The 24,859-nt window shown below is 61.1% G+C and carries 26 protein-coding genes; 15 read left to right on the forward strand and 11 right to left on the reverse strand.

Annotated features, from left to right (window positions below; all coding sequences use genetic code 11):
• Position 1: 1 nt before the first annotated feature.
• Positions 2-820, forward strand: a complete 819-nt coding sequence (locus KIT08_05370) for an energy-coupling factor transporter transmembrane protein EcfT (protein ID UYN90664.1) — start codon at positions 2-4, stop codon at positions 818-820.
• 44 nt (positions 821-864) lie between these two features.
• Positions 865-1,410, forward strand: coding sequence for a hypothetical protein (locus KIT08_05375; GenBank protein UYN90665.1), 546 nt, complete (start codon positions 865-867; stop codon positions 1,408-1,410).
• Positions 1,411-1,438: 28 nt separating this feature from the next.
• Here the strand turns inward: KIT08_05375 and KIT08_05380 are convergent, their stop codons facing one another.
• Positions 1,439-2,368: an NAD-dependent epimerase/dehydratase family protein gene (locus KIT08_05380; GenBank protein ID UYN90666.1), complete on the reverse strand. Its 930-nt coding sequence runs from the start codon at positions 2,366-2,368 to the stop codon at positions 1,439-1,441.
• Between the two features lie 78 nt (positions 2,369-2,446).
• Between KIT08_05380 and KIT08_05385 the strand changes: the two genes are divergently transcribed.
• Genes KIT08_05385 through KIT08_05395 form a run of 3 tightly spaced genes read left to right on the forward strand, consistent with a single transcriptional unit; the run spans position 2,447 to position 6,156 of the window.
• Complete coding sequence (locus KIT08_05385; GenBank protein UYN90667.1) at positions 2,447-3,682, forward strand: hypothetical protein; 1,236 nt, start codon at positions 2,447-2,449, stop codon at positions 3,680-3,682.
• Between the two features lie 21 nt (positions 3,683-3,703).
• Entirely contained in the window at positions 3,704-4,957 is a 1,254-nt protein-coding gene (locus tag KIT08_05390; GenBank protein UYN90668.1) for a peptidylprolyl isomerase, read from the forward strand.
• Positions 4,954-6,156 (forward strand): PrsW family intramembrane metalloprotease, encoded by a 1,203-nt coding sequence (locus KIT08_05395; GenBank protein ID UYN90669.1) that lies wholly within the window; start codon positions 4,954-4,956, stop codon positions 6,154-6,156. Before KIT08_05390 ends, KIT08_05395 begins: the two co-directional genes overlap by 4 nt.
• A 48-nt stretch (positions 6,157-6,204) precedes the next feature.
• Here KIT08_05395 and KIT08_05400 read toward each other — a convergent pair whose 3' ends face one another.
• The 4 genes from KIT08_05400 to KIT08_05415 are packed head-to-tail and all read right to left on the reverse strand — an operon-like array spanning position 6,205 to position 11,704.
• A complete protein-coding gene (locus tag KIT08_05400; GenBank protein ID UYN90670.1) occupies positions 6,205-8,718 on the reverse strand; it encodes a penicillin acylase family protein in 2,514 nt (837 codons plus the stop codon).
• Positions 8,719-8,778: 60 nt separating this feature from the next.
• Positions 8,779-9,141: a holo-ACP synthase gene (gene acpS, locus KIT08_05405; GenBank protein UYN90671.1), complete on the reverse strand. Its 363-nt coding sequence runs from the start codon at positions 9,139-9,141 to the stop codon at positions 8,779-8,781.
• Positions 9,138-10,424, reverse strand: coding sequence for an insulinase family protein (locus KIT08_05410; GenBank protein UYN90672.1), 1,287 nt, complete (start codon positions 10,422-10,424; stop codon positions 9,138-9,140). Before KIT08_05410 ends, acpS begins: the two co-directional genes overlap by 4 nt.
• The gene (locus KIT08_05415; protein ID UYN90673.1) at positions 10,421-11,704 is read right to left on the reverse strand and encodes an insulinase family protein; all 1,284 of its coding nucleotides are present in this window, start codon (positions 11,702-11,704) and stop codon (positions 10,421-10,423) included. Before KIT08_05415 ends, KIT08_05410 begins: the two co-directional genes overlap by 4 nt.
• 134 nt (positions 11,705-11,838) lie before the next feature.
• Between KIT08_05415 and KIT08_05420 the strand changes: the two genes are divergently transcribed.
• On the forward strand, positions 11,839-13,191 hold the full coding sequence (locus tag KIT08_05420; protein UYN90674.1) for an FAD-dependent oxidoreductase: 1,353 nt from the start codon (positions 11,839-11,841) through the stop codon (positions 13,189-13,191).
• Positions 13,192-13,206: 15 nt separating this feature from the next.
• On the opposite strand, the gene KIT08_05425 is transcribed toward KIT08_05420, so the two are convergent.
• From KIT08_05425 to KIT08_05440, 4 genes are all read right to left on the reverse strand, one after another.
• Positions 13,207-13,692 carry a hypothetical protein gene (locus KIT08_05425; GenBank protein UYN90675.1) on the reverse strand — a complete coding sequence of 162 codons (486 nt, stop codon included), beginning with the start codon at positions 13,690-13,692 and terminating at the stop codon, positions 13,207-13,209.
• Between the two features lie 26 nt (positions 13,693-13,718).
• Positions 13,719-14,768, reverse strand: a complete 1,050-nt coding sequence (locus tag KIT08_05430) for a hypothetical protein (protein UYN90676.1) — start codon at positions 14,766-14,768, stop codon at positions 13,719-13,721.
• A gap of 23 nt (positions 14,769-14,791) precedes the next feature.
• Complete coding sequence (locus tag KIT08_05435; protein UYN90677.1) at positions 14,792-16,021, reverse strand: alcohol dehydrogenase catalytic domain-containing protein; 1,230 nt, start codon at positions 16,019-16,021, stop codon at positions 14,792-14,794.
• Positions 16,022-16,291: 270 nt separating this feature from the next.
• Positions 16,292-16,537, reverse strand: a complete 246-nt coding sequence (locus KIT08_05440; GenBank protein UYN90678.1) for a hypothetical protein — start codon at positions 16,535-16,537, stop codon at positions 16,292-16,294.
• Positions 16,538-16,547: 10 nt separating this feature from the next.
• Between KIT08_05440 and KIT08_05445 the strand changes: the two genes are divergently transcribed.
• Positions 16,548-17,243, forward strand: a complete 696-nt coding sequence (locus KIT08_05445) for a GGDEF domain-containing protein (GenBank protein UYN90679.1) — start codon at positions 16,548-16,550, stop codon at positions 17,241-17,243.
• Positions 17,244-17,263: 20 nt separating this feature from the next.
• On the opposite strand, the gene thrS is transcribed toward KIT08_05445, so the two are convergent.
• Entirely contained in the window at positions 17,264-19,063 is a 1,800-nt protein-coding gene (gene thrS, locus KIT08_05450; GenBank protein UYN90680.1) for a threonine--tRNA ligase, read from the reverse strand.
• Between the two features lie 428 nt (positions 19,064-19,491).
• On the opposite strand from thrS, the gene KIT08_05455 reads away from it, so the two are divergent.
• From KIT08_05455 to KIT08_05490, 8 genes are all read left to right on the forward strand, one after another.
• Positions 19,492-19,848 (forward strand): helix-turn-helix transcriptional regulator, encoded by a 357-nt coding sequence (locus KIT08_05455; GenBank protein ID UYN90681.1) that lies wholly within the window; start codon positions 19,492-19,494, stop codon positions 19,846-19,848.
• Positions 19,849-19,853: 5 nt separating this feature from the next.
• The gene (locus tag KIT08_05460; protein UYN90682.1) at positions 19,854-20,582 is read left to right on the forward strand and encodes a hypothetical protein; all 729 of its coding nucleotides are present in this window, start codon (positions 19,854-19,856) and stop codon (positions 20,580-20,582) included.
• A 114-nt stretch (positions 20,583-20,696) separates the two neighbouring features.
• A complete protein-coding gene (locus KIT08_05465) occupies positions 20,697-21,434 on the forward strand; it encodes a hypothetical protein (GenBank protein ID UYN90683.1) in 738 nt (245 codons plus the stop codon).
• Positions 21,435-21,505: 71 nt separating this feature from the next.
• Positions 21,506-21,886, forward strand: coding sequence for a hypothetical protein (locus KIT08_05470; GenBank protein ID UYN90684.1), 381 nt, complete (start codon positions 21,506-21,508; stop codon positions 21,884-21,886).
• Between the two features lie 41 nt (positions 21,887-21,927).
• On the forward strand, positions 21,928-23,040 hold the full coding sequence (locus KIT08_05475; GenBank protein UYN90685.1) for a hypothetical protein: 1,113 nt from the start codon (positions 21,928-21,930) through the stop codon (positions 23,038-23,040).
• A gap of 2 nt (positions 23,041-23,042) precedes the next feature.
• The gene (locus tag KIT08_05480) at positions 23,043-23,234 is read left to right on the forward strand and encodes a hypothetical protein (GenBank protein UYN90686.1); all 192 of its coding nucleotides are present in this window, start codon (positions 23,043-23,045) and stop codon (positions 23,232-23,234) included.
• Positions 23,225-23,401 carry a hypothetical protein gene (locus KIT08_05485; GenBank protein UYN90687.1) on the forward strand — a complete coding sequence of 59 codons (177 nt, stop codon included), beginning with the start codon at positions 23,225-23,227 and terminating at the stop codon, positions 23,399-23,401. Before KIT08_05480 ends, KIT08_05485 begins: the two co-directional genes overlap by 10 nt.
• Positions 23,402-23,412: 11 nt before the next feature.
• Positions 23,413-23,709, forward strand: coding sequence for a MoaD/ThiS family protein (locus KIT08_05490; protein UYN90688.1), 297 nt, complete (start codon positions 23,413-23,415; stop codon positions 23,707-23,709).
• 171 nt (positions 23,710-23,880) lie between these two features.
• On the opposite strand, the gene KIT08_05495 is transcribed toward KIT08_05490, so the two are convergent.
• Positions 23,881-24,612 (reverse strand): hypothetical protein, encoded by a 732-nt coding sequence (locus KIT08_05495; protein ID UYN90689.1) that lies wholly within the window; start codon positions 24,610-24,612, stop codon positions 23,881-23,883.
• Between the last annotated feature and the right edge of the window lie 247 nt (positions 24,613-24,859).

Below are 24,859 nucleotides of genomic sequence, written 5' to 3' on the forward strand. Positions count from 1 at the left end.
CATGCAGACCCTATACCAGCCCCATGATTCATTTCTGCACCGGCTCAACCCGCTCAGCAAGCTGCTGGTTGCCATCCCGCAAATGGCGTTGATGCTGCTCGCCAGCGAGCCATGGACTCCACTGGCCTTCGCCGTTCTGGTGAGCTTGACCCTGCTCACGCTTGGCCGCGTCCCGCTGGGCCGTTTCCTGCGCCTGCTTGGCCCACTTATGATGATCGTTTTGCTCTTCACGGCCTTGTACCCATTCCTAGTGCGCCAAAGCCTGGTGGCGGATACACCTCTGCTGTTTGCCCTGGGGCCGATCAAGCTGTATCAAGGTGGCTTGTACATCGCGCTGGTGACGGGGCTGCGCATCCTGGGCCTGCTCATCAGCTCGCTGCCTTTCTCGCTCACCACCGATTCGGCTGATTTTGTACGTGCGCTGGTGCAGCAGGCCCGCCTGCCGTACCGGATCGGCTACAGCACTCTGGCCGCTTTCCGCTTCATCCCCATGCTGCAAAGCGAGATGTCCGTCGTGCAGGCCGCCCACCGCGTGCGCGGCGTGGACAGCCAGCCCGGCTGGCGCGGCCGACTGGAGCAGCTGCGCCGCTCCGCCGTGCCGCTGCTCACCACCGCCATCCGCCAAGCCGAGCGCACCGCCCTGGCCATGGATGCGCGCGCCTTCGGCGCCCACAGCCAGCGCACCTTCTTCCGCCGCATGCACTTTAGCGGCTGGGATTGGATGTACCTGCTGGGATACTGGGGGTTGAGCGCCGTGATCCTGCTCGGTCTGCGCTCGCTTGGCCTGTTGGGGCCGCTGCATGTGCTGCAGATTCTGTAGCCCATGATGTAGAATTGCTACATTCGCCTAAAGGATATATAGAGATGGTATTGGAAAACAGCCTGCCGAAGTTAGACGGACTTAACCAGATTGAACGCGCCGAGGCCATTCGTAAGGCCTACGACAGTGATCGCAAGCAGATGGTGCTGGTGCTGGCCCGCCAGCTCGGCGTTGCCGAGCTGGAAGTGGTGCGCGCCATGCCCGCCGAGTTGGCGATCGAGCTTGACGCCCAGCAGTGGGAAGCCATCATCCGCTCCTTTGAAGCCTTGGGGGATGTTCATGTGGTTGTCTCCAATGGCGGAGCCACGCTGGAAGCCGTTGGTAGTTTCGGCAAGTTCAGCAGCGCCCATGGCTTCTTCAACGTGCAGACCCCCTCGCTGGATATGCATATTCGCATTGCCGGCCTGGCCAGCATTTTCGCCGTCACCAAGCCCAGCCACACCGACGGCAAGGATGCACTGAGCGTTCAGTTCTTTGACCCGCAGGGCAACGCTGCCTTCAAGGTCTTCCTGACCTTTGGCGGCAAAGACCCTTCGCCTGAGCGCCTGGCTCAGTATGCTGACATCATTCAGCGCTTCAAAGTCGAATAATTTTCAGAGATTCGGAAGAAACAAGAAACTAGGCGCCCTTAAAACGGGCGTCTTCTTTTAGGGTTTGTTTCAAACCCTTTTCGAGCGGCATGCGGGCGGTGAAGCCCAACAGCTTCGAGGCCAGTTGCGTATCCGCGCACATGCGTGAGACGCCGGTGGCATTGTGCGGCGTATACAGGATCTCGCCGTGGCGGCCGGTGATCTCCAGGATCATCTCGGCCAGGTCACGCATGCGAGTTTCCTGCCCACTGCCCACATTGATCACGCGCTGGTCCACGCCGGGGGCGGTGGCGGCCGCCACCAGGGCCCGCACCACATCGCTCACATGGATGAAATCGCGCGTTTGGTTGCCGTCGCCATGCACCACTAGCGAGCCGCCGCGCACCGCCTGCCGTAGCCAGTTGGCCACCACCGGTGGGTGCGAGGGCGGCAGGTGCTGCCCCGGCCCATACGCATTGAAGATGCGCAAGCACACCGTCTCGATGCCCCACAGAGCGCCGATGGTGCGCACATAGTATTCAGCGGCCAGCTTGGAGACCGCGTACGGCGAATGCGGGAAGGGCGAAGCTTCCTCGCGCAGCGGCTGCTCCTGCTGGTCGCCGTACACCGCGCCGGAGGAGGCGAACACCACCCGGCGCACGCCCACATCCCGCATGGCTTCCATCAGGCTGACGGTGCCGCCCACATTGGCGTCCGTGTATTCGCGCGGGTACAGCAGCGATTCGGCCACCAGCACCCGCGCCGCCAGGTGATACACGCAGTCAATATCCTGCAACAGGGTCCACAGCTTGGGGCGGTCGTTCACATCGCCGCGCGTGAAGTGCACATCATCAAAAAGCACTTGCGGCTCGCCGCTGGAGAGGTTGTCAATACCCCTGACCAGGTGACCCTCACGCGAGAGTTGGTTCGCGAGGGCCGAGCCCAGGAAACCGGCCGCGCCGGTGATAAGAAAATTCATGGCTTGGCATTATAGCCAACAACCTTGCGCTAAACCGACCCTCATCTGTACCCCTGCAAAGGGCAGTATCATGCCCAAATGCGCCGCATACTGGCATGCCTGCTGCTTCTGGCGGGCTGTTCCACCATTCTCAGCACATCCAGCATTGTCCTTTCGGATGAGACCGAGCAGGTGCGTGCCTTCACGCGGGCCGTAGAGTTCGATTATGTCAGCTGGACCCTGGATGCAGCGGTCCTCAAGCTGCAGCAAGCCGCACTTGGCGCCCACCAATACCTGCCGGAGGATGCGCAAACGCAGCTGGTGCGTGATCTTATGGCTCTGGTGGCGCAGATCCAGATCCAGGAAGCCATGCTCAACCAACTGCACGCCGACCCCGGCAATGTGACGGCCCAAATGGAGGAGACGGGCGCGTTCCTGGATACGCTGTACGCCCAGCGCGCCGAGCAAGCACCGCTGGCCGAGAGCATCCTGCAAGCCCAGCTCACTCAAACGCTGGCCCAGCAAGGCTTCACCACCGGTGGCCAGCCCATTCCGCCGCTGCTGTACCACAGCACGCCGCTGCCTTGGGCGCTAGTGGTTTCGCGGCGCGACAGCATTGGCCAACAGGCCAACATCTCGCTCGAAACCGAGCTGACCCTTGAGCAGCACATTGAGATCGAAGACGCGGTTGCCAATGCGCTCGACGTTTCTACCCTGGTGGTGCCGGTGGGCGGCATCGGCACCTATCCCACCATGGTGGCCCAAACCAGCTCGCTCAACTGGCTCAGCGAGGTCATCGCCCACGAATGGCTGCACAACTATCTGGCCTGGCATCCGCTGGGGCTCAACTACAGCGCCTCGCAAGACCTGACCACGATGAACGAAACCACCGCCAACCTCTTTGGCAAGGAGATCGGCGCGTCGGTCATCGCCCACTACTATCCGGAGTACGCACCACCACCCGGCCCCAGCCGCGTCCCGCCGCGGGCGGACGACCCGCCAGCGTTTGATTTTCGCGAGCAAATGCACATCACTCGCCTGCAAGTGGATGCCTTGCTGGCCGAAGGCAAGGTTGACGATGCCGAAGCTTACATGGAAGCGCGCCGCCTGGTGTTCTGGGAGAACGGCTTCGCCATCCGCAAGCTCAACCAGGCCTACTTTGCCTTCTACGGCAGCTATGCCGACACGCCCACCGGCCCGGCCGGCGAAGACCCGGTGGGCGCGGCGGTGCGCGAACTGCGCCGCATCAGCCCCAGCCTGACCGTATTTGTCCAGCGCATGCAGAGCCTGACCTCATTTGAAGAGCTGCAAGCCCTGCTCGCCAGCCTGCAATAGCGCCGCTGGTAGAATCCGCCCATGCGTTCACATCTAATCATCGTCACTGTTGCTTTGGCCCTGCTGCTGGCCGCCTGCGGCGGCGCACCTGCCGCCACGTCCGCCGCGCAGACCACCCAACCGGCCGCGGCCCAAGCCCCCAGCAGCTACCCGGCCATGCAGTGCACCTCCATCAGCGCCCCGCGGGATGTGACCTACTTCAACCGCATGCCCTTCGCGCCGATCAGCGCCAGCGATTGGGCACGCGGCCCGGCTGGCGCCCCCATTACGTTGTTGATCTACAGCGATTTCCAGTGCCCCACCTGCGCGGCATTTGCCGAAACACTGACCCGCCTGCAGACCCAATACCCTGAAGACATTCGCCTGGTCTACCGCCACTACCCGCTCATTGGCACGCCACAGCAGCCGCTGAACGACAAAGCCGCTCAAGCCGTGATCGCCGCCGAGGCGGCCGGGCAGCAAGGCATGTTCTGGGAAATGTATGACCTGCTCTACGGCTGGCAGGCTGACTGGGCAAACCTGGATGCAGATGGGTTCAATGACTGGCTGATGGAGCAGGCGACCCTGCTGAGCCTGGATACGGCCACCTTTGCCGATGCCCTCGAGAGCGAAGAGCTGGCCGCCCTGGCCCAGGCCGCCTGGGATGAGGGCCAGGCCCAGAACCTGGGCACACCGCCCTTCGTCATCACCAATGAAGGCCCGCATGGCGGCCCGATCGACTTTGACAGCCTGGACATTATCCTGCGTCTCAAGCTGCTGGCCGAACGCCAGTTCAACCGCTGCCCTGACATGCAGCTGGAGCCCGGGGTCAGCTACACCGCCACCATCGCCACGGAACGCGGCAACATCGTGGTCGAACTCTTCCCCGAAGTTGCGCCGTTCGCGGTGAACAGTTTCGTCTTCCTGGCCCAGCAGGGCTGGTTTGAAGACACCAGCTTCCACCGCGTGCTGCCGGGCTTCGTAGCCCAGGCGGGCGACCCCAGCGGCACTGGCTACGGTGGCCCCGGCTACGCCTTCGCCATCGAGACCAGTCCTAGCCTGCTATTCGACCGCGCCGGCCTGTTGGCCATGGCCAACGCCGGGCCAACCTCCAACGGCAGCCAGTTCTTCATTACCTACGGCCCCGCGCAGCACCTGAACGGCGGTTACAGCATCTTCGGCCAGGTAATCCAGGGCCAGAACGTGGTTGAAGCGCTTTCGCCGCGTGACCCCTCGCAGGCTCTCGGTCTGCCGCCCGGAGACCAGATCCTCAACATCACCATTGAGGAGAATTGAGCTCCCGCGTCGCCCGCCCCGCAAAAACTGGATTCAACTGGGTCTCCTGGCTGCAATTCCTCGGCAGCGGTTTTGGCGCGGCAGGCTTCCTGAGCATTGGCCTGAGCTCACTGGCCTATGTGGCGTTGCAGCCGCTGCTGCAGCCCGCTGAAGGCCCAGCCTGGGATCTGCTGCTCACCTCGGCTGCCGCGCTGTGGGCGGGTATCCTGCTGCTGCCCTCGGCCGCGCTCAGCCTGGCGCACCTGTTCAACAAGCCTGTGCGGCGCTTCAAGCTGGACCCGCGTATGGCTGTCCTCGCGTTCGTCATCCTGCCTCTGGCGATCCTGGCAGGCAGCTGGCTGCTGGAGTCCGAGCTGCATATTGTGCTGCCGCCCGTGCACATCCTGGCCGCGTCCCTCTCCGTGGGGGCGCTGGTGTGGCTCTCACTGCATCGCCTGCAGCTGGGCGGCCCGCGCCTCACCTGGGGTGCATTAGCCAGCGGGCTTACCGCCGCACCCTTCATCGCCATCATCCTCGAGTTTCTCGTGGGCTTTGGCCTGCTCATCATCGGCGCTGTCTATGTACTCAGCACGCCTTCGCTAGCCAGCCAGCTACCTCACATTGAGGCGGCGATGTCAGGCATCCAAAGCGGGGAAGAGCTGCTGGTATTGCTGCACGACTTTTTCAACGATCCGTTCATCCTGGGCTTGCTGCTACTGGATCTTTCGCTCTTCACTCCTCTGATCGAGGAGCTGTTCAAACCGGTGGCGCTATGGATCCTGATCTGGCGCCGCCCCATCACCAACGCGCAAGGCTTTGCCATCGGCGTGCTGGGCGGGGCCGGCTTCGCCTTGATGGAGAATCTCTTCGCCGGCAGCACTCTCGATTGGGCCAGCACCACCACGGTGCGCCTGGGCGCCACGGCCTTTCACATCGCCACAGCCGGGCTGATGGGCTGGGCGATCGCCCGCGCCAAGAACGAGGCCAAAGTTCTGAATGTCTTCCTGGTCTATGGCTTCAACATCCTGCTGCACGGCCTGTGGAACGGCATCGTAGTGCTACAAAGCTTCACGCCTGCGCTGCTCGCAGGGCGCGAAGTGACGGCCTGGCTTATTCTGCTTGGCATCGGTACGCTATGCGTCTATATCCTGATGCTGATGAACTACAAACTACGCCCACCCCTCAACCCGCCTCCCAGGCGTTCAGTCAAAGCTGCATAACAAAAAAGAGGGCTGCCAATGGCAGCCCTCTTTTTATGCACAGTTGCCTTACGGCTTGAGGATCAGGCGTCCTTCGGCCGCGGCTTCAATGGACTCGCGCTCCCAATGCAGCGGGATGAACTGAATGTCAGCCCACAGCGGCGCCAGGTCATTGTAGTGCTCATGATTCACATGGCCTGACTGGCCCAACGAGGTAATCTGCAGCGCATTCTGCCAGTCGCTCAGATCAAAGATCGTGCGCTTGGATGGGATGGTGCTGGTGTCATAGTCCGGGCTGCCGCCCCAGCCAGTGGCATTCACGATCGAATTGCCGCCCGAGAGGCGATACGGGCCGGGGTTGAACAGGCGGTCGATCAGCGGGAAGCTACTCATCACGCCGTGCTCAAAAGTGATCGTATGCAGATCACCCCAGGCCCACTGGCTCTCGTCTTTGCCCAGCTTGTCTTCCACCTCGGTTACGCCTGCAGCAAAAGCGCGCTGCAAGATGTCATCGCGGGTCTCGACCATATCGACCGTGGCGCGGTCATCCCACCAGGCGCTGTCAGGCTGCGCCAGCAGGTTCTCCATCACCACATACCAGCCGCTGCCGCCGCCGGCGTTGGGCCAGGCGATCTCCGGCAGGTCATCATTGAACGTCGTGGCTAGCAAATGCTTCCACACCGGGGCAAATAGGGCTGCGCCGGCCGATTCCTTGTCATGGCGGCCATCCCACTGCGTCAGTAGGTCGCGCAGCTCGTTCAGCCGAGCGTCGCCATAGTCCAGTGCCACCAGGGCGTCCACCACCGGCAAGGCACCGAGGTTCAGGTTGTCACCCAGCATCTGCTGATAGTAGGCGCTGTCGATCAGGCCCGGCGCATTTTCGATCATGTCCACAATGCTCTGGGCGCGGTATCCGTAATCCCACGTGTCTGCAATGTGATACGGGTACTCGGCATCCACTACCGCGTTGTTGGCGGTCACAATGTAGCCCGATTCTGGATTGTAAGCATACGGAAGGTGCTCAAACGGAATGTAGCCGATCCAGGCAAACTGGTCGGTCCAACCCGGGGCCGGGTAACGTCCATCCCCAGCGGCCCGCAAGGGAATGTACCCTGGCATCTGGTAACCGATGTTGCCATCCACATCTGCATACAGCAGGTTCTGCGAGGGCACGACAAACTGGCGCGCTGCTTCACGGAACTCCTCAAAGTTCTGGGCGCGGTTCAGATGAAACAGCGACTGAAGGGTAGTGCCAGGCTGCAACGCCGTCCAGCTCAAGGCCACCGCATAATTCTCCGGCAGGTTCAAGCCAGAGGTTTCGTCAAAATCAGTCAAGTCGCCATACGTGTCAGAGACGATCGGGCCAAACTGGGTGATACGCACCGGCATCTCGATCGTCTCGCCGCCCGCCACCACGATCTCTTCGATCACGACTTGCATGTCAACCCATTCACCGTTCATTTCATACTGGTAGGGGTCGTCTGGGTTCACCAGCACGACGTACAAGTCCATCACGTCCGGGCCAACGTTGGTGAAGCCCCAGGCGATGCGGTCATTGTGCCCGAGCACCACACCCGGCGCACCCACAAACGAGACGCCCGCCGCATTGAAGTTGCAGTCCGGGCCAACCGGCTCACAGTGCAGGCCCACCTGATACCAGATGGATGGCGCGCTCTGGCCCAGGTGCGGGTCGTTGGCGAACAGCGGCATGCCGCTGGCGGTCAGGTCACCCGATACCACCCAGCTGTTGGAGCCCAGGTCGGCATTCGGGTCGCTGTCCAGCAGCGCGTCCAGAGCGGCGATGCGCGTATCCAGGGTTTGCATCAGCGCAGCCACTTCGGCGCCGTGCGGCGCCAGTTGCTGTACGCTGATGGATTCTTCGCCAAGTTCAAAATCGGGCACCATCACCGGCTTGTCCTCCGCATAGGCGGGATACAACTCAGCGATCTGCGCCGGCGTGAAGGTCTTCAGCAGGATGGCGCGCGTGATCTCAGTGTCCATGTTGTCGCGCAGGTCCCAGGCCATCGCTTTGGCCCAGCTTACGGTATCCAGCGGCTCCCAGGGGCGCGGGGTGTAATTGCTGTTCAGCAGCTTCAGGAACAGGTACTCCAGGCTCAGCTCAGTGCCGTTGCGCTCGGCCATGTAGGCGTTCACGCCGGCCGAGTAGGCCTCCAACATCATTACGCTCTGGTCGTCCAGCAGCTCCATTTCAGCTCGGGCCACACGCTCCCAGCCCATCGTCCGCAGGAACTGGTCAATATCCACGGTATTGCTGCCCATCAGTTCAGATAGGCGGCCGCGGCTGGTATGGCGCTGAAAATCCATCTGCCAGAAACGGTCCTGGGCGTGCACATATCCCTGGGCAAAGAACAGGTCGTGTTCATTGCTGGCATAGATGTGCGGAATGCCATTCTCATCTCGAATGACCTCAACCTCGCCTTGCAGGCCAGGCACCTGAATTTCACCGTCGATCTGTGGATATGAAGCCTTGATCTGGCCGGGCAGCAGAATCGCCACCACCGCAGCCAAAAGCAGGACCAGGCCCAGCAGGCCCAGCCCGATTGCGCGCAGAATCTTTCCCATTGAGGACTCCTTGGCTATCAATCGATGCCAAGCCGAATTATACGCCTGTAGATTTAGGGGCTACATGGCCACCACAAAAGCGATCGCATGCTCTTGTGTGTGGCTAATGCTCAGTGACCAGCGGGTGATGCCGTGCTTCTCGGCCAACGCCAGGGCCGCCCCGTGCAGTTGCAGCACCGGCTCCTTGCGCTCGCCGCGCAGGATCTCGACCTCCAGCCAGCTCAGGTCGCCGATGCCGGTGCCCAGCGCCTTGGCCACGGCTTCCTTGGCGGCAAAACGCGCCGCCAGTGAGGCTAAATTGCCGCTCAGTTGCTCCAATTCACGCGGGGTATAGATGCGCTTGAGGAAGCGGTCGCCGTGGCGCTCGATCGCCTCACGAAGGCGGCGCACCTCAACCATGTCCACACCCGTGTGCAGGCTCATGCCGCCTCTGTGCGCGGCGGCCCGGCTACCGCCACCGCCATCTGATCCGGCTTGAGATACTGCGCCGCCGCTTCCAGCACCTGTTGGCGCGTGACGGCGTTGACCTCGTCGGGGAACTTGCGGTAATAGTCCAACCCAAGCTGAAAGCGCTCCATGCTCATCAAGGCATCTGCCACGCCGCCATTGCTCTCCAGCGAGAGTGGCATGCTACCAATGTAGTTGGATTTGCTGTCACTCAGTTCTTCTTCGCTCACCAGCTCGGTGGTGAAGCGATCAATTTCTTTGAAAATTAGTTCGGTGGCCTGCTCTTCATTGGCAGGGTTGACGCCCGCCGCCACGATCCACGGGTCCGGCCCCAGCCCGCCGCCCAAACTGCTGTAGGCGTAATAGGCCAGGCCGGCCTTCTCGCGCACCGAATCGCCCACGCGGCCCATCAGGCCAAAGCGGCCCAGGATGTTGTTGCCCAGCGAGGAGGCCATATAGTCAGGGGCCTTGCGCAGCGGGCCGCCGGTGCCCACAATGACATCGCTCTGGCTCTTGCCCGCAATGTCTAGGCGCTGGTAACCGCGGGCGGACAACGGCTGCCATTCCGGTAGCTGCACGGGCACCGGCTGCTGTGGGTTCTGCCAGTCTTCGAAGGCAGCGCGGATCTGCTCTACGGCCACCGCGGCCGAGATACCGCCCACGACCACCAGCAGCATGCCACGCGGCCCAAAATTGCTCTTGTGAAAGTTGACCAGGTCTTCCCGCGTGATCGCGCTGATCGTATGCGGGTGGCCCTCATCGGCCCGTGCATACGGATGATCGCGATACACCATCTCGTCGAACAACAGCGAAGCCATGTCGCGTGTATCCTGGGCGCGCAGCGAGAGCCCGGTCATCAGCTGCGCCCGCACCTTTTCCACATGCTCATCCGGGAAGGTCGGTGTCAGCAGCGCTTCGCGGCCCAGTTGCAGCAGCAGGCCAAAATCCTCAGCCAGCGAGCGCCCGCCAAAGCCAGTGGTGTGCGTGCCGCTGTTGAAGCCAAAACTGGCGCCGATGGATTCAAGCGAGTCGTAAATACTTTGGAAGTCACGCGCTGCGCTGCCGCGCATCAACATCGAGGCGGTGAAGTCGGCCAGACCCAGTTTATCGTCAGGGTCCAGCAGACCGCCCGCCAGCAGTGAGCCGCGCAAGGTTACGGCTTTGGAATTGGGGTTCTCACGCGCCAGCACAACGATGCCGTTGGCCAGCTCCACCCGCGTGATGTCATCCGCCCCTGGAATGGCAGAGCGCGGCGTCATTCGGCCTCCGGGCTGCCATCGGGCTGGTACACGCCCAGCACGCGGCGCTCGGGCCGCAGGTACAGCTGGGCGGCGCGCTGCACGTCCGCGGGCGTCACCGCCGCCAGGCGTTCAAGATAACTTTCAAACCAGGCATAGCGGTCAAACACTTCGGCAAAGCCCATCCAGAACGCCTGGTTGGTGATGCTCTCACTGCCATAGGCGAACAGCGCCTTGGCCTGCTTCACCGCCCGCAGCAATTCCTCGATCTTGGGCGGCGTATCCTGTAGTCGCTTGATCTCGTCATCCAGCGCGGCGACTGCCGCCTCGGCGCTGCTATTGGGGTGCACCGTGATGGTGATGTCGTACAGGTACGGGTCAATGGTGGCCTGCAGGCCGCCGCTCACACCCACGGCCAGGTCCTTCTCCACCAGGCGGCGGTACAAGCGCGAGGTCTTGTTGGAGATGCCACCGCTAAACAGGTTGAGGTTACTCGGGCCGGCCAGCAGGCTGTCCGCCACCGTCAGGGCAAAAAAGTCTAGGTCAGTTGCCCGCAGCGAGCGGTAGGCTGCCTTCACAAATACGGTCTCGCCCGGCCCCTGGGTCACCACGCGGCGCTCTTCCTCCGGCGCGGGCTCATCCTGCGCGATGCGGGTAGGCGCCGGGCCGCTTGGCACGGCTGCATACAGCTCCTCGACGCGGGCCAGCATCTGTTTCGTGTCAAAGTCGCCGGCGATCGCCAAAACCGCATTGCCCGGCACATAAAAATGTTTGTAATGGTTGAAAAGATCGTCGCGCGTGATGGTTTTGAGGTCAGCCATGTAGCCAATGACCTCATGCTTGTACGGGTGCGTGTCGAACGCGGCCTGCTGCACATCCTCATCCAGCAGGAACATGGGGCTGTTCTCGTTACCCTGGCGCTCCGACATGATCACCGTGCGCTCTGAGTCGACCTCTTTCGGGTCAAACTGGCTGTTGATAAAGCGGTCGGCCTCCAGGCGCAGCGCCAGATCGATCTTCTCGGAGGGCATGGTTTCGTAGTACGCCGTCCAGTCAATATAGGTCATGGCATTCCAAAACCCGCCATCGCGGGAGATGGTCTTGTCCAGTTCGCCCGCCGGGAACTGGGGCGTACCCTTGAACTGCATGTGCTCCACCCAGTGCGAGATGCCGCTCAAGCCCGGCCCTTCATCACGCGAGCCGGCGCGCACCCACAGCCAGTGGCTGATAAGTGGCGCGGTGTGGATCTCCTTAAGCAGAACTTTTAGACCGTTGGGCAGAGTGTATTGGGTAAGTTGCATAGGCAAATGTGAGGCCACCCGAATTGGGTGGCGCTTACGAATATAGCACAGCAGACTATCTTTTGGACATTTTGCCAGTCAAAACAAGGCTTTTGACACGGCAACCACGCGCAATCCGCCGTACAATGAAGGCCATGTCTTCGCAACGCACTGTAGCCGTCATCGGCGCCGGCCCAGCCGGTCTGTTTGCCGCCCGCGAGCTGGCCAACGCCGGCGTCCAGGTGGCCCTGATCAATAGAGACATCAAGGCGGGTGGCCTGGCCGAGTACGGCATTTATCCTAACAAGTACAAAATGAAGGATGGTCTGCGCAAGCAGTTCCGTCAGGTGCTCGCGCTGCCTAACGTGAGCTACTTCGGCAATCTCAGCATCCTGCAGGCTGGCCCGCTCAGTCTGGCAGATCTGCAAGCCATGGGTTTTGACGCCGTGCTGGTGAGCGTGGGCGCCCAGGGCACCAAATGGCTGGGCCTCGAAGGCGAAGACTTGCAGGGCGTTTACCACGCCAAGGATCTGGTGTATCACTACAACAAGCTGCCGCCATATAGCCAGCAGCAATTTGGCATGGGTCGCCGCATCATCTGCGTCGGCGCCGGCAACGTGATGCTTGATATTGCCCACTGGGCCGTGCGCGAACTCAAAGTGGACGAGCTGGTGGCCGCCGTCCGCCGCGGGCCGGCGGATGTCAAGTTCACCAAAAAAGAAATGGAAACCGTGGCCGCCAATCTGGACTTGGCCGCCCTGGATGCCGAGATCGCCCGCTGCGCGCCCAACATGGCCGCTGTAGGGCAAGACCCGCAAGCCGCCAAAGATTACATTCTCTCCGCCCTGCCGAGTGCGGAACCCAGGGTCTCCGATACGCGCATGCGCTTCGATTTCCTAGCCTCGCCGCACCGCATCGTGGGCGATGTGGATGGCCGCGTGCTTGGCCTGGAAGTCGAAGACACCCTGCTGGTTGCGCGTGAGGATGGCAGCGCCACCGCCAAGGGTCAGGGCAGCTACCGCCTCATCGAAGGCGATACCGTGGTCTTCTGCATCGGCGACCGTATCGACAACCGCTTTGGCCTGCCGCTGGACAAGTGGGGTGACTTTGCCAAGAACCCCGAACCTCGCTTCGCCGATGATGGCATCTCGTACGAGGCCTACGACCCCGAGAGCCAGAAAGCTGTAGAAGGTGTGTTCCTGGCCGGCTGGGCACGCGAGGCCAGCACCGGCCTTGTGGGCGCGGCTCGCAAAGACGGCACGCAGGCGGCGCACGCCGTGCTGGCCTACTTAGCCAGCCGCGCCGGCACCGGCCGCGGCGCCCTGGCCGCCCTGCAAGCCAAAGTGGCTACGCTAGGCACCCCGGTCGTGACCAATGCCGATCTGGTCAAACTTGAGGAGGCCGAGGCGGCGATGGCCGCCGAGCGCGGGCTGCCCGAATTCAAGTTCTCCAGCAACGAAGCAATGCTCGGCGTCATCGGGCTCAGCCCGGTGGCAGAAGCCTACTAAAAACAAAAACGGCGCTCAGCGCCGTTTTTTGTTGCTCTTGGCCGGCTGTGGCCGCCGCACCCAAAAGGGCGAGAACATGATGAAGCCCACGATCATGATCAGCTGGCCGATCAGCACGCCAGCGCCCTGCCAGTAGCCGAAGAACGGGACGGAGGGCAGCGGCCGCGTGCCCAGGCCAAACACATCCGCCAGGCCGGAGGTCAGCGCGATGACATAGCCGGTACCCGCCAGTCGGATGCCAATATCGGCGGCAATGTTCTTGGGAGTGTCCCGCCACAGCGCATCCAGGGTGAAGTAGCCGCCCAGCCCGAGCAAACCCAGGCCCAGAATGAAGACGGTGATCTGCACAAAGCCCACCACCGGGCTGCGGTCCAGGCCAAACAATTGCGGTGTGGCCCCCAGCAGGAAGATGAGCATGCCCACCACGGTGGTGAACATGCCAAGGCGTTTCTTGAGCGTGCGGCTGGGGCCCTTGGGAACCTGAGGGGCGATCTGTGACATGCGCGCGATTCTACCTGATGGCCTGTTTACAAAAAGCGGCTCGCCAGGGTCTGCAACAGCCACAGCATCATCGGGATCAGGATGGCCGACAGAAAGTTGCGGAAGGACCCGGTAGCCCACGGCCATGTTGGCACCGACTTAAGCTGCTCCTGCACGCGATACAAGCTGGAAATGGCGGCATCGGCGCTCTTAATGCGCTCCGCATTGTTCCTGTCAATTGCTTTGTACAGGCTTTGTTGTGCCTTCTCAATTTGGTGACTGTTCTTGGCCAGCACCTCTGCTTTCGCTTGGACCAACCGCGCGTGGATTCCTAACAGCGGCACCAGCACCACAAACAATGAGGCTGGCACCAAACCAGCTGCGATGCTCAGGTTGATCGTATCCTCGGTCAAAGTAGCTTCGTATAGAAGGTTGCTTACATATGTGACGTAAACCATGGACAAAAACCACAATGCGGTGCGCATGGTCAAACCAGAGAAAGCATACATGGGCTGCTGATGGAAGACATTTACCTCGTCCACCAGTTCAAAGGCTTTTGTGATCAGATACAGCTGGCGCAGGGCGTGATAAAAGATCACAGGCGCCATACTGTAAGATGGCACGCTAAGAACGAAACCGATTACCCATGACAGTGGATGGATTTCCCCAGGCGGGGTCTCGTAGACCACCATGCGCGGGTCTTGAATGGACAGCCAGCCCATGACAAGCAGGGAAAGTGTATACAGGACAGCAGGCACGCCGGCTGGCATGGTGGTAATGCGATAGCGCAATTCCTGGAATTCGCTAAGCTTGGTGCGCACCAGGGGTTGGAAGCGGCGCATCGCCTCTTCCGCCAAATTATCAGTGTTGTGAATTATGAAGAAGACCAGCGGAGGCCAAACCCCATTCAGGAATGCGAGCACTGAGGGTTGCCCCCAGGGAAGCGTAAGGTTCAGCCAACTGGCAAAATGAGTGGCGACGACTGAAAAAAGGTAAACAATTAAGTAAAAAGCCCATGAAGGCATGGGTAGGCGGTCAATCCAGTCCAGTAGCCGATCAACCCAGCTTGGCGGGTACATCACTTGCATCTTAGCCATAGACGCACCTCTAGAATCGAGCTTTACTTTGCAGGAAATTCAAACGCTGCCTTGATGATGCCCTCAGACCCCTTTTGGGCCAGATCACCCAGGGCCTTCTTGTAATCAGCGAGCGCATATTTGCGCGTCACCATCCAACCCAGATCGACCTTGCCCTTTTCCATCAGATCCAGCGCCAGGTCATAGCTCTTCCAGGTCTTGCCCTTGTACTCGTCGGCATGGCTGTACTCCGTGGCCGAGAGGATACGCAACTCCTGCGTGAAGATCGCCGACCAGTCGATGCCCTTGGCCTGGCCCGGCAAGCCCACCAGCACCACCGTGCCGCCGCGCTTGGCGAAACGGTTGGCATCATCCAGCGAATTGTCGTTGCCGGTGCATTCATACACGCGGTCCACGCCGCCTTCCATCACCAGCTTGCCGATGGTCGGCTTCAGCAGCGTGGCGCCGGTGCGCTCGGCAACTAGTTTATACAAATCGCCCTTGAGCACTTCGTCGGCGCCCAGCTTGCGGGCTGCCTCGGCCTGGTGCGGGTAGCGGGCTGAGACCAGGATCTTGGCCTTGCTGCCCAGCCCGCGCAATGCGGCCAGGGTTACCAAGCCCATGGTGCCCGCCCCCAGGATGAGAATGGTCTCATCGTCCCTGGGCATATCCATCAGCACGCAGTGCAGCGCGCAGGCGAATGGCTCCACCATCAGGGCGTTCTCATCGCTGATGCTGTCCGGCACTGCATACAGCTGACTCTGGTGGGCAATAAACGACTCGGACCAGCTACCGCCCGTATCCTTTGAGGAGCCGATGAACATGCCCGGCGCCAGTTTGCCGCCGCTGCGCCGCGCGCAACGATTGATCTCGCCCTTGGCGCAGTATTCGCACCACTCAGCCTTCTCGTAGCCGCGCGGAGCGCACCACAGGGTCGGCTCCACGATCACCCGCTGGCCGGGCTTGAAGCCTCTGACCTCGGCGCCCACTTCAGAGATGGTGCCTACATTTTCGTGCCCAAAAGTAAAGGGGAAATCGCTGTACGGCGAGAAATACGGGCTGGTGTGCAGGTATATGGTGCCCAGATCGGTGCCGCAGATACCACCCAGGCGGGTTTTGATGCGCACCCACTGCTGGGTCGGGAAGCTGGGCTCGGCCACGTCCTGCATGCTGGTGCACGTGAGGCCGCTCCACAGCAGCGAGGGGGCCACCTTGGCTACGGCCAGCCCAAGGGCATAGCGGGGGATGGTGAAGTTGAATTGGACGGCTTTCATGCTGGCAGTGTACCAGTGTCTTGCCCTGCTCCGCAGCACGGGGAGTTTGCGAAACAAACTCCAAGCGGGTGTCAAGCAAACGGCTCGGCCGGTTTCTCCCGCCGGCAGGGCATATGCGATAATTTGCCCATGCTGCGTATCCCTGAGATGTTCAAGTTTAAATCCTACGAAAATACAGACCTGGTCAGACTGACCTACCAGCGGGTGACCCGGTTTGCAGCCATTCTTAGCATTGTGGTGAGCCTGATCCACTCCATATTGCTGGTGTTGCTAGAGAGCCGCTTGTGGATGGTGACTTTTGCCTATGGCCTGATCTGCACCGGATTGCTTTGGATGCTCAGCCAGAAACGCCGGCTGAGCATTTTTCTTGTAGGCGTGTTCGCTTTCTGGGCGATCTATTTGGTGGCGTTGAGTGTACTTACCCTCAATCTTGGCCGTGTCGCTGGTTTCCAGGTTCTGCTTTTTCGGTATGTTTCCTATCATGGTGGTCAGCGCTCGAATCTCGACCGGTGTCAAACTGGTCCTGGTGACCACGTTCGCCCTGTATGCCATCGGGTTGCAGGAGATCGCCGGCACCAGCCAACCGGCCAATCAAATGGATGCGGCTGCTTTCAGTATTATGCGTGGACTGAACTTCGGTGCGGCGATCTTCGCCATCTCTGGCATCTTGTGGCGCTATTTCCACATTGTGACTGAACAACAGGCAGAGTTGACCCAGCTGGCCACCACGGATCTGCTCACTGGCTTGCATAACCGGCGCATGATGAGCGAGTTAGCTGAGCGCGAGGTGGCGCGAAGCCTACGCCACGGCCTGCCGCTGGCGATCCTGATGTGCGACCTGGACCACTTCAAAAGCATCAACGATGCGCACGGCCACGCGGCGGGGGATGCCGCCCTAGCCGGCTTTGCCGAGCTGCTCAAAACCACTGTGCGCGAAAGTGAAGCGATCTGCCGCTGGGGCGGCGAGGAGTTCCTGGTACTGTTACCCAACACCGATCTCTCTGGCGCAGCGATCGTGGCTGAGCGCATTCGTGGGGCGGTAGAACGCACCGCCCTGGAAGTGGGTGGCAAGTCCAATTACCTGACCATAACAATCGGTGCTGCCAGTCTGCGCCCCAGCGAAGATTTTCAACAATTCCTGAAGCGCGCAGATGATGCGCTGTATGCGGGCAAGCACGCCGGGCGCAACCAGGTGCGCCTTGAGCAGCCTGCAACAGTGTAGCTACCTGTCTTGGCCTACCTCTAATCGCCCTTCTCAATATCTGCCTGGGCGCGAGCCAGGAAATCGGCCACCGGCAGGGCGCCCAGGTCCTCGCCGGAGCGCAGGCGCACGGCCACGGCGCCGGCCTCCACTTCCTTGTCACCCATCACAAGCATATACGGCACCTTTTGTGATTGGGCATAGCGGATCTTGGCGCCCATGCGGTCGCTGCCGGCGTCCACTTCGGCCCGCAGGCCGGCGACTTTCAGCTCGGCGGCGACCTGGCTGGCAAACTCCACATGGCGGTCGGCGATGGGGATCAGCGTAGCCTGCACCGGCGCCAGCCACACCGGGAACGCGCCGGCGAAGTGCTCGATGATCGTGGCCATGAAGCGCTCGGTCGTGCCCGTCACGGCGCGGTGCAGCAGCACCGGCGTGTGCTCCTTGTTGTCCTCGCCGATGTATGTGCAGCCCAGGCGGGCCGGCTGGATGAAGTCAACCTGGATTGTGGAAAGCTGCCACTCACGGCCAAGCACATCCCGGGCAATGAAGTCAGCCTTGGGGCCGTAGAAGGCGGCTTCGCCTTCTGCTTCCCAGTAGTCCACCTTGTTCTTGTCCAGCGCGGCGCGCAGCGCGGCCTCGGCGCTGCTCCACTTCTCCGGGTCGTCTACATATTTGCCCTCCTCGCCCTTCAGCGAAAGTCGCACGCTGTAGTCGGAGAAGCGATAGCGATCCAGTACCTCGCGAATGAGATTGAGAGCCAGCGTGAATTCCTGCTCGATCTGTTCCGGCGTGCAGAACACATGACAATCATCCTGGGTCAGCGAGCGCACGCGGGCCAGACCCGAAAGTTCGCCGGATTTTTCATAGCGGTACAGCGTGGCGAATTCGCAGAAGCGCATGGGCAGCTCGCGGTAGGAATGCAACCCCATCTCGTTATAGAGCGTCATGTGGCTGGGGCAGTTCATCGGCTTCAGGCGGAAGGCGACATCCTCGTCCACCATTGGCGGGAACATCACATCGCCATAGTTCTCGTAGTGGCCTGATTTCTTGTACAGGTCTTCCTTGACCACATGCCCGGTCCACACGTGCTGGTAGCCGTAGCGCGTCTGCACATCACGCACATAACCTTCCATCAGGTGACGCAACATCTCGCCCTTGGGCGTGAACAGCGGTATACCGGGGCCGACATCTTCGGAGAAATGGAACAGGCCCAGCTCCTTGCCCAGCTTGCGGTGGTCGCGCTTCTTGGCTTCCTCTTGGCGCCACAAGTAATCGGCTAACTGTTCGGCGTTCTCCCAGGCCGTGCCGTACACGCGCTGCAGCTGCCTGTTGGCTTCGTCGCCGCGCCAGTAGGCGCCGGCGATGCTCATCAGCTTGAATGCATCGGGGGCGATGTCTTGCGTGCTGGTGACATGCGGCCCGCGGCACAAGTCGGTGAAGCTATCGTGCGTATAGAACGAGATCTCAGGCTTTTCCTTCAGCGGGTTGCCGTTCTCGTCAAAGCCGCCGGCGTCCAATCCCTCGATCAACTCCAGCTTATAGGGCTGGTCTTTGAATTCCTGCCTGGCTTCATCGGCGCTCACGACGCGCTTTTGAAACTTAAAGCCGCTGCCAATGATCTCGCGCATGCGCGCTTCGATGGTCGGGAAGTCGTCGGGCGTCAGCGCCCGCGGCAGGTCAAAGTCATAGTAGAAACCGTCTTCGATCGGGGGGCCAATCGCCACCTTGGCTTCGCCGGGCGCGAACAGCTCGCTGACCGCCTGGGCCATGATGTGCGCCGCCGAATGACGGATCTTATAAAGATTACTGTCTTCGTACTTCTCTTGTTGCTTTGCCATTCCTGCTCCTTAAACAAAAAGTTCGCCCATGTATAGGGCGAACATACGTCCGCGGTTCCACCTACGTTATGCTCACCTCGGCTTGGAGTCGCGCAGCAACTCCAGACGCCATCGGCGTGCACATCTCGATCGCCCTGTATCGGGAGCGCCCGTTCGCCTTAGTGGCTACGCCATCTGGCGCAACGTTCCGGCTCTCCGCTCGCGGGGGGTTTTGGCTGAAGGCGGCCCGCCAAGGCTTCCAGTCGATGGCCTCGGCTTCCTATTGGCAGCGGGTTCAGCTACTCGTCCCGGTCATTACGGTATTTGCAATGTGGGCAGATTATACGGCTTGCGCTTACCACAGGCAAGTTTTTGCCTCTTGACAACTATCATCCTGTCAGGCAATATATCGTCATCAAATATATCCATATTGGATATATAGGAGAGCTATGAGTGCTGCCAAAACCCCGCACGACCTGCTGCCGCTGACCCCGGCCGTGTTCCACATCCTGCTGGCGCTGGCCGACCAGGAACGGCACGGCTACGGCATCATGAAAGAAGTCGAGGCCCAGACCGATGGCGAGATGCTGCTGCGCCCGGGCACGCTGTACCAGGCCATCAAGCGCATGCTGGAGCTCGGCCTCATCGAGGAGAGCGACGAGCGCCCCGACCCCGCCCTGGACGACCAGCGTCGCCGCTACTACAAGCTCAGCGCCCTTGGCCGCAAAACCGCCGCGGCCGAGGCGGACCGCTTGCAAAAGCTGGTGCGCCTGGTGGGCCGCAAGAAGCTGACACCGGCCAGCTGAAAGCTATGAAACAGACTCCGTTAGCCGCTTCACAGCGCTGGTTTGTGCGCCTGTTGCGCATTTATCCGCACAACTTCCGCCAAACCTTCGGCGCGCAGGTGGCGCAGGTCTTCCACGATAGCAGCCGCGAAGCGCTGGCCACATCCGGCGCCCGCGGCCTGGCCGGCCTGTGGCTGGCGACCGTGCCAGACCTGTTCAAAACCGCTCTTGAAGAACATCGCAAGGAGATGAACATGAGCAAGATCCTTTTAGACCCAAGAACCCGGGCGAAGATCGCTTTCGTCCTCTGCCTTCCGCTTGCAGTTATCACCCTGCTGGGTGCGATCGGAGTGGACCCGAGCTCCTTGCCCATTCCCGCCAGCGCGGGCATCGTGAGCGGGGTTTCGCTTGTGTTGATGCTGTTCGGCTTATGGCTGTATGGAGCTCCCACGGGCTTGTCTGCGCTTATTGGCCTGCTGGGCACCGTGCCCTTCGTGATCATGGAGCTGGTAAACCGCAGAAGCTACGGGGACAATTTCCCTTTCCCGCTCTTCGGCATCATGTGGCTCATGGCCGCCGTCACTGCCGCCATCCTATTCCCCATCGCCAAAAACTTGCGCACCAGCAAGAATTCAAAAACGAACTGGGCTTCGCTGCTGGTGCGTGGCGTGATCCTGGTTGGCGTCGTCATTGGCTGGTTCACGTTGGTGGCTGACCAGATGCCGTGCTTCCTGGGAGTGCCGAACTGCGACTAGGGATGTATGCCAACGCCCATTGCACACGCCAAAGCGATACGGTTTTCGCAGCAAGTATTCACACAGCTGCTGAAACTCTACCCGCGCACATACCGGCAGGCGTATGGCGCCCACATGGCCCAGCTCTTCGCGGACTGCAGCCGCGAGGCCGCCCAGCACAGCAATGCGGCCGCATTGCTTAGGCTGTGGGCCAGCACCCTGCTGGATGTTTGCAAGACCGCGCTCGAAGAGCGCATAAAGGAGGTTGGGAATATGCACAAAGAACAAACACAACGCCGCGCCAGCTTATTGCTTCTGGCTGGCGCCGCCATCCTGCTGGTCGTGATTGCCAGTGGCCGCCTCGAACTGACCTACGACGACCCGCTGGGTGGGCCAGACGGCTGGATCGAATACACGCGGCTGTTCGGCATGCCGCTCAGCTACCTGTTGCTGGCGGCCGGGGTCTGGCAGCTTGGCAAGACTGATGCCCATGCGAGGACTGTGCTACTCATCAGCACCGTGGGCGCACTCACCGCTGGAGCGGCTTTCGCCTTACGCAACGCACTACCATGGTGGGTATACCCTGCCGCGTATCTTGTATTCATGACTGGCCTGGGCATCTACGCTCTCGGACTGCGCAAACAGCGCCCGGCAACCGCCTGGGTCTTAGCCCTGGCAAGTTTCTTGCTGCCCGTGGTCGCAGTCATCACCCTGGGCTTTCAGAGGTACTGGTGGTCACGCGGCGGCGCCACTAGCGGCTTCGGAATTCAAGCCGGGCTGGATATGATCAATACAAGCCAACTCATCGCTCCCGCCCTGCTGTGCCTTGCCGCCATCCTGCTGCTTCGCAACCGGTCGGCCGCTCACGGCTAACCGCTGCTCTTCCATATAAAAAGCCGCTGGCAAATGCCAGCGGCTTTTTTGTTGTCTAGTACACTCTGCCCATGCGCAAGTTCGCCGCACTCATGGCGCTGCTCAGCGGGCTCGGCTTCGGGTTGCCGGCGGCCTACGGCACTTGGTATTTCGCCCGCTACGGCTTCGCCTGGCGCTTCATGAGCTTCCCCACCCACGAGACGGGTCCATTCTTCGAGCAGTTTGGCCTGTTCACCAGCTGGCCGCTGATCGCCGGCTTCGTGCTGGTCTGCGCGGTGGAGGTTGTCTGCGGGCTGCTGCTGTGGGCTAACAAGCCCGCCGGCCGCTGGCTGGCCTTCGCCCTGATACCCTTCGAATTCGCCTATTGGGCTGGCTTTGTGCTGCCCTTTGGGCCGCCGGGCGGGCTGCTGCGAACGGTGGCGGTGGTGGCAGATATGCGTAAGCGCAACTGAAGTATCTTGTGAACTAAAATTGCCTCACACAGGAGACCACCATGCCTAACGTACGCGTCCTCATCGGTACCCACAAAGGCGCCTTCATCGCCACCAGCGATGCCGCCCGCAAGAACTGGCAGATCAGCGGCCCCTTCTTCGGCGGCCTGCCCATCTATCACCTCAAAGGTTCGCCCATCAACCCTGACCGCATCTGGGCCTCCCAGACCGACGACTGGTTCGGTCAGGTCGTCCACCGCAGTGATGACGGCGGCAAGACCTGGGCCGCGGTGGGCAACGAGTTCGCCTACGCCAGCAAGCCCGGCACGCACCAGTGGTACGACGGCACGCCTCACCCCTGGGATTTCAAACGCGTCTGGCATTTCGAGCCCTCTTACCACGATGTCGATACCCTGTACGCTGGGGTGGAGGATGCCGCCCTGTTCAAGTCCACAGACGGCGGGGCAACCTGGGCCGAGCTGGCCGGCCTGCGCGACCACCGCACAGGTTCACAATGGATGCCCGGCGCCGGCGGCCTGTGCCTGCACACCATCATCCTTGATCCCAATGACCCGCAGCGCATCGTCACCGCCATCTCGGCCGCGGGCGCCTTCCGCAGCGACGACGGCGGCGAGTCTTGGAAGACCATCACCAAAGGCCTCAAATCCAACTTCCTGCCGGATCCAGAATCAGAGGTGGGCCACTGCGTGCACCACATCGCCATGCACCCCAGCCACCCCAACGTGCTCTTCATGCAAAAGCACTGGGATGTGATGCGCAGCGATGACTCCGGCGACACTTGGCGCGAGATCAGCGGCAATCTGCCCAGCGATTTCGGCTTCGTGGTGGATGTGCACGCCCACGACCCGCAGACCATCTATGTTGTCCCCATCAAGAGCGACAGCGAACACTACCCGCCGGATGGCAAGCTGCGCGTCTATCGCAGCAAGGGCGGCGACGAATGGGAAGCCCTCACCAACGGCCTGCCCCAGAAGGATTGCTATGTCAACGTGCTGCGTGACGCCATGGCGGTGGACACGCTCGACGAATGCGGCGTGTACTTCGGCACCACCGGCGGTCAGGTCTACGTCTCGCCGGATGGTGGCGACAATTGGCTCGCCATCGCCGAGAACTTGCCTGCGGTCAAATCCATCGAAGTGCAAACGCTGAAATAGCCGTGCCGGCCATCAAGAGCCTCAAATCTTATGTGCCCGCCCGGGATTTTGAGCTCTCCCAGCGCTTCTATACCGCCCTCGGTTTCAACAAGACTCCCGGCTGGGGCGGCACGGTCGATTTTGAATTGAACGGTTTCGAGTTCCGTCTGCAGGACTACTACGTCAAGGACTGGGCCGAGACTTCATGCTCCTGATCGAGGTGGATGACGTGCAGCCCTGGCATGAGTTGGCTCAGCAAGTGGCAACGCAGCCCGAGTTCAAGGACAGCGTTCGCGTCAAGCCGCCCGAGCTGATCGACGGCCGTTTCCATGTCCTGCATGTGATCGACCCCGTCGGCGTTCTGCTGGTCTTCGTGCAGTAAGCTCTTTCGCTATGGTCCGCGTCCAGATCCCCTACCACCTGCGCAACCTCGCCAGCGTCGGCGCCGAGGTCGAGCTCGCCGTCGAGGCGCCGGTCACAGTTGAGCGCACCCTCGATGCGCTCGAGGCCGCCTACCCCATGCTGCGCGGCACCATTCGAGACCATGCCAGCAAGCAACGCCGCGCCTACCTGCGCTACTTCGCCTGCCAGGAAGACATCTCGTTCGCGCCTACTGACGTGCCGCTGCCGACCGCCATCGTCGAGGGGCGCGAGCCCTTCATCGTCATGGGCGCCATCGCCGGGGGCTAATCAGCCTCGGCGCTCTGTCCAGCCACTTGATTTTTAGACCTAAACAGGCTGTTGTTGCCGTTTCTTTGTTACAAGCATGGCATGTCATCGGACGCCGAAAAGTTATTACTTATAAGTTTTAACCCCCTCCCCTTTCGCGCAATAATAACTTTTTGTAAGCACAGCCACAGCTCAACCCAAAGTGTCAAAATAGTGGGCCAATTCAGCCTTGAGTGCCTCGACCGAATCGATCACGAACAGCACCTCATTGAACGTATAGATGGCCTTCTCGTAACCGATCACATTCGCGACGGTGAACGGCCGCACCGGTGTATTGCCCGCCATCACATGTTGGATCTCACCAAACGAAGAGATCAGACCCGCCCCAAAGATCTTGAGCTCGCCCGCCTCCCGGATCAGACCGAACTCGGTGCTGAACCACGCCAGGCGCTTGATGGTCTCGCGTTGGGCATCCGTAGCCCGCAGGAACGCCGGCGCAAACAGGTCCTGCAGCGCGGTGTACTCCGGCAGCACCATGAACGGCAAGTGCCCAAAGATATCGTGGAACATGTCCGGCTCGGGCGTGAAATCCATCTCGTGTCGGCCGCGCATGTAGTCCGTGATCAGGAATTGGCGTTTGGCAAAGTGGTGATACCACGGCACGGCATCCGAGTAGCGCACCTGCGTGCGCACCGTGCTCCAGCCCGTACGCGGTGTGATCACCGCATTCAGATCCTTCAGTTGTGGAATGCGTTCAGCCGGCAAAGCCAGCAATTCGAAGCCGCGCAGATAATCGGCGCAGGCATACTGCTGCACATTGGGCAGCTGGCGCACATACAGATCGCGCCATACCGCGTTCTGTTCCTCGCTGAACGCCATTTCGCGCCGGCGCACCGACACAACTTCACTACGTGGCAATGCCATCTTTCCTCCAGGCAAACAAAAAAGACCACAGGCCGCCAGCCTGTGGTCTTTGGGATTACGAGCGTGTTTCGAACTAGTCTTCCAACAGAACGCAGGGCAAAGCCGCCGGAGTGGTCTCAGCGTAATAATAGGCGTACACGTAAAGCGCGTGCTTAACCATGCGTGCTGGCATTCTAGCAGAAGGGGATTGGCAGGTCAACCGCGGCCCAGGTTGCTGGCGGAAGCCGTGCTATCTAAGCGGTAAGTC

Source organism: Anaerolineales bacterium (genome assembly GCA_025808555.1).
Lineage (GTDB): Bacteria > Chloroflexota > Anaerolineae > Anaerolineales > UBA11579 > JAMCZK01.

Coding starts and splice junctions, on each gene's coding strand:
- KIT08_05370 (UYN90664.1), top strand. CDS start 2: ATGCAGACCCTATACCAGCCCCATGATTCATTTCTGCACCGGCTCAAC.
- KIT08_05375 (UYN90665.1), top strand. CDS start 865: ATGGTATTGGAAAACAGCCTGCCGAAGTTAGACGGACTTAACCAGATT.
- KIT08_05380 (UYN90666.1), bottom strand. CDS start 2,368: ATGAATTTTCTTATCACCGGCGCGGCCGGTTTCCTGGGCTCGGCCCTC.
- KIT08_05385 (UYN90667.1), top strand. CDS start 2,447: ATGCGCCGCATACTGGCATGCCTGCTGCTTCTGGCGGGCTGTTCCACC.
- KIT08_05390 (UYN90668.1), top strand. CDS start 3,704: ATGCGTTCACATCTAATCATCGTCACTGTTGCTTTGGCCCTGCTGCTG.
- KIT08_05400 (UYN90670.1), bottom strand. CDS start 8,718: ATGGGAAAGATTCTGCGCGCAATCGGGCTGGGCCTGCTGGGCCTGGTC.
- acpS (UYN90671.1), bottom strand. CDS start 9,141: ATGAGCCTGCACACGGGTGTGGACATGGTTGAGGTGCGCCGCCTTCGT.
- KIT08_05410 (UYN90672.1), bottom strand. CDS start 10,424: ATGACGCCGCGCTCTGCCATTCCAGGGGCGGATGACATCACGCGGGTG.
- KIT08_05415 (UYN90673.1), bottom strand. CDS start 11,704: ATGCAACTTACCCAATACACTCTGCCCAACGGTCTAAAAGTTCTGCTT.
- KIT08_05420 (UYN90674.1), top strand. CDS start 11,839: ATGTCTTCGCAACGCACTGTAGCCGTCATCGGCGCCGGCCCAGCCGGT.
- KIT08_05425 (UYN90675.1), bottom strand. CDS start 13,692: ATGTCACAGATCGCCCCTCAGGTTCCCAAGGGCCCCAGCCGCACGCTC.
- KIT08_05430 (UYN90676.1), bottom strand. CDS start 14,768: ATGGCTAAGATGCAAGTGATGTACCCGCCAAGCTGGGTTGATCGGCTA.
- KIT08_05435 (UYN90677.1), bottom strand. CDS start 16,021: ATGAAAGCCGTCCAATTCAACTTCACCATCCCCCGCTATGCCCTTGGG.
- thrS (UYN90680.1), bottom strand. CDS start 19,063: ATGGCAAAGCAACAAGAGAAGTACGAAGACAGTAATCTTTATAAGATC.
- KIT08_05455 (UYN90681.1), top strand. CDS start 19,492: ATGAGTGCTGCCAAAACCCCGCACGACCTGCTGCCGCTGACCCCGGCC.
- KIT08_05460 (UYN90682.1), top strand. CDS start 19,854: ATGAAACAGACTCCGTTAGCCGCTTCACAGCGCTGGTTTGTGCGCCTG.
- KIT08_05465 (UYN90683.1), top strand. CDS start 20,697: ATGGCCCAGCTCTTCGCGGACTGCAGCCGCGAGGCCGCCCAGCACAGC.
- KIT08_05470 (UYN90684.1), top strand. CDS start 21,506: ATGCGCAAGTTCGCCGCACTCATGGCGCTGCTCAGCGGGCTCGGCTTC.
- KIT08_05475 (UYN90685.1), top strand. CDS start 21,928: ATGCCTAACGTACGCGTCCTCATCGGTACCCACAAAGGCGCCTTCATC.
- KIT08_05485 (UYN90687.1), top strand. CDS start 23,225: ATGCTCCTGATCGAGGTGGATGACGTGCAGCCCTGGCATGAGTTGGCT.
- KIT08_05490 (UYN90688.1), top strand. CDS start 23,413: ATGGTCCGCGTCCAGATCCCCTACCACCTGCGCAACCTCGCCAGCGTC.
- KIT08_05495 (UYN90689.1), bottom strand. CDS start 24,612: ATGGCATTGCCACGTAGTGAAGTTGTGTCGGTGCGCCGGCGCGAAATG.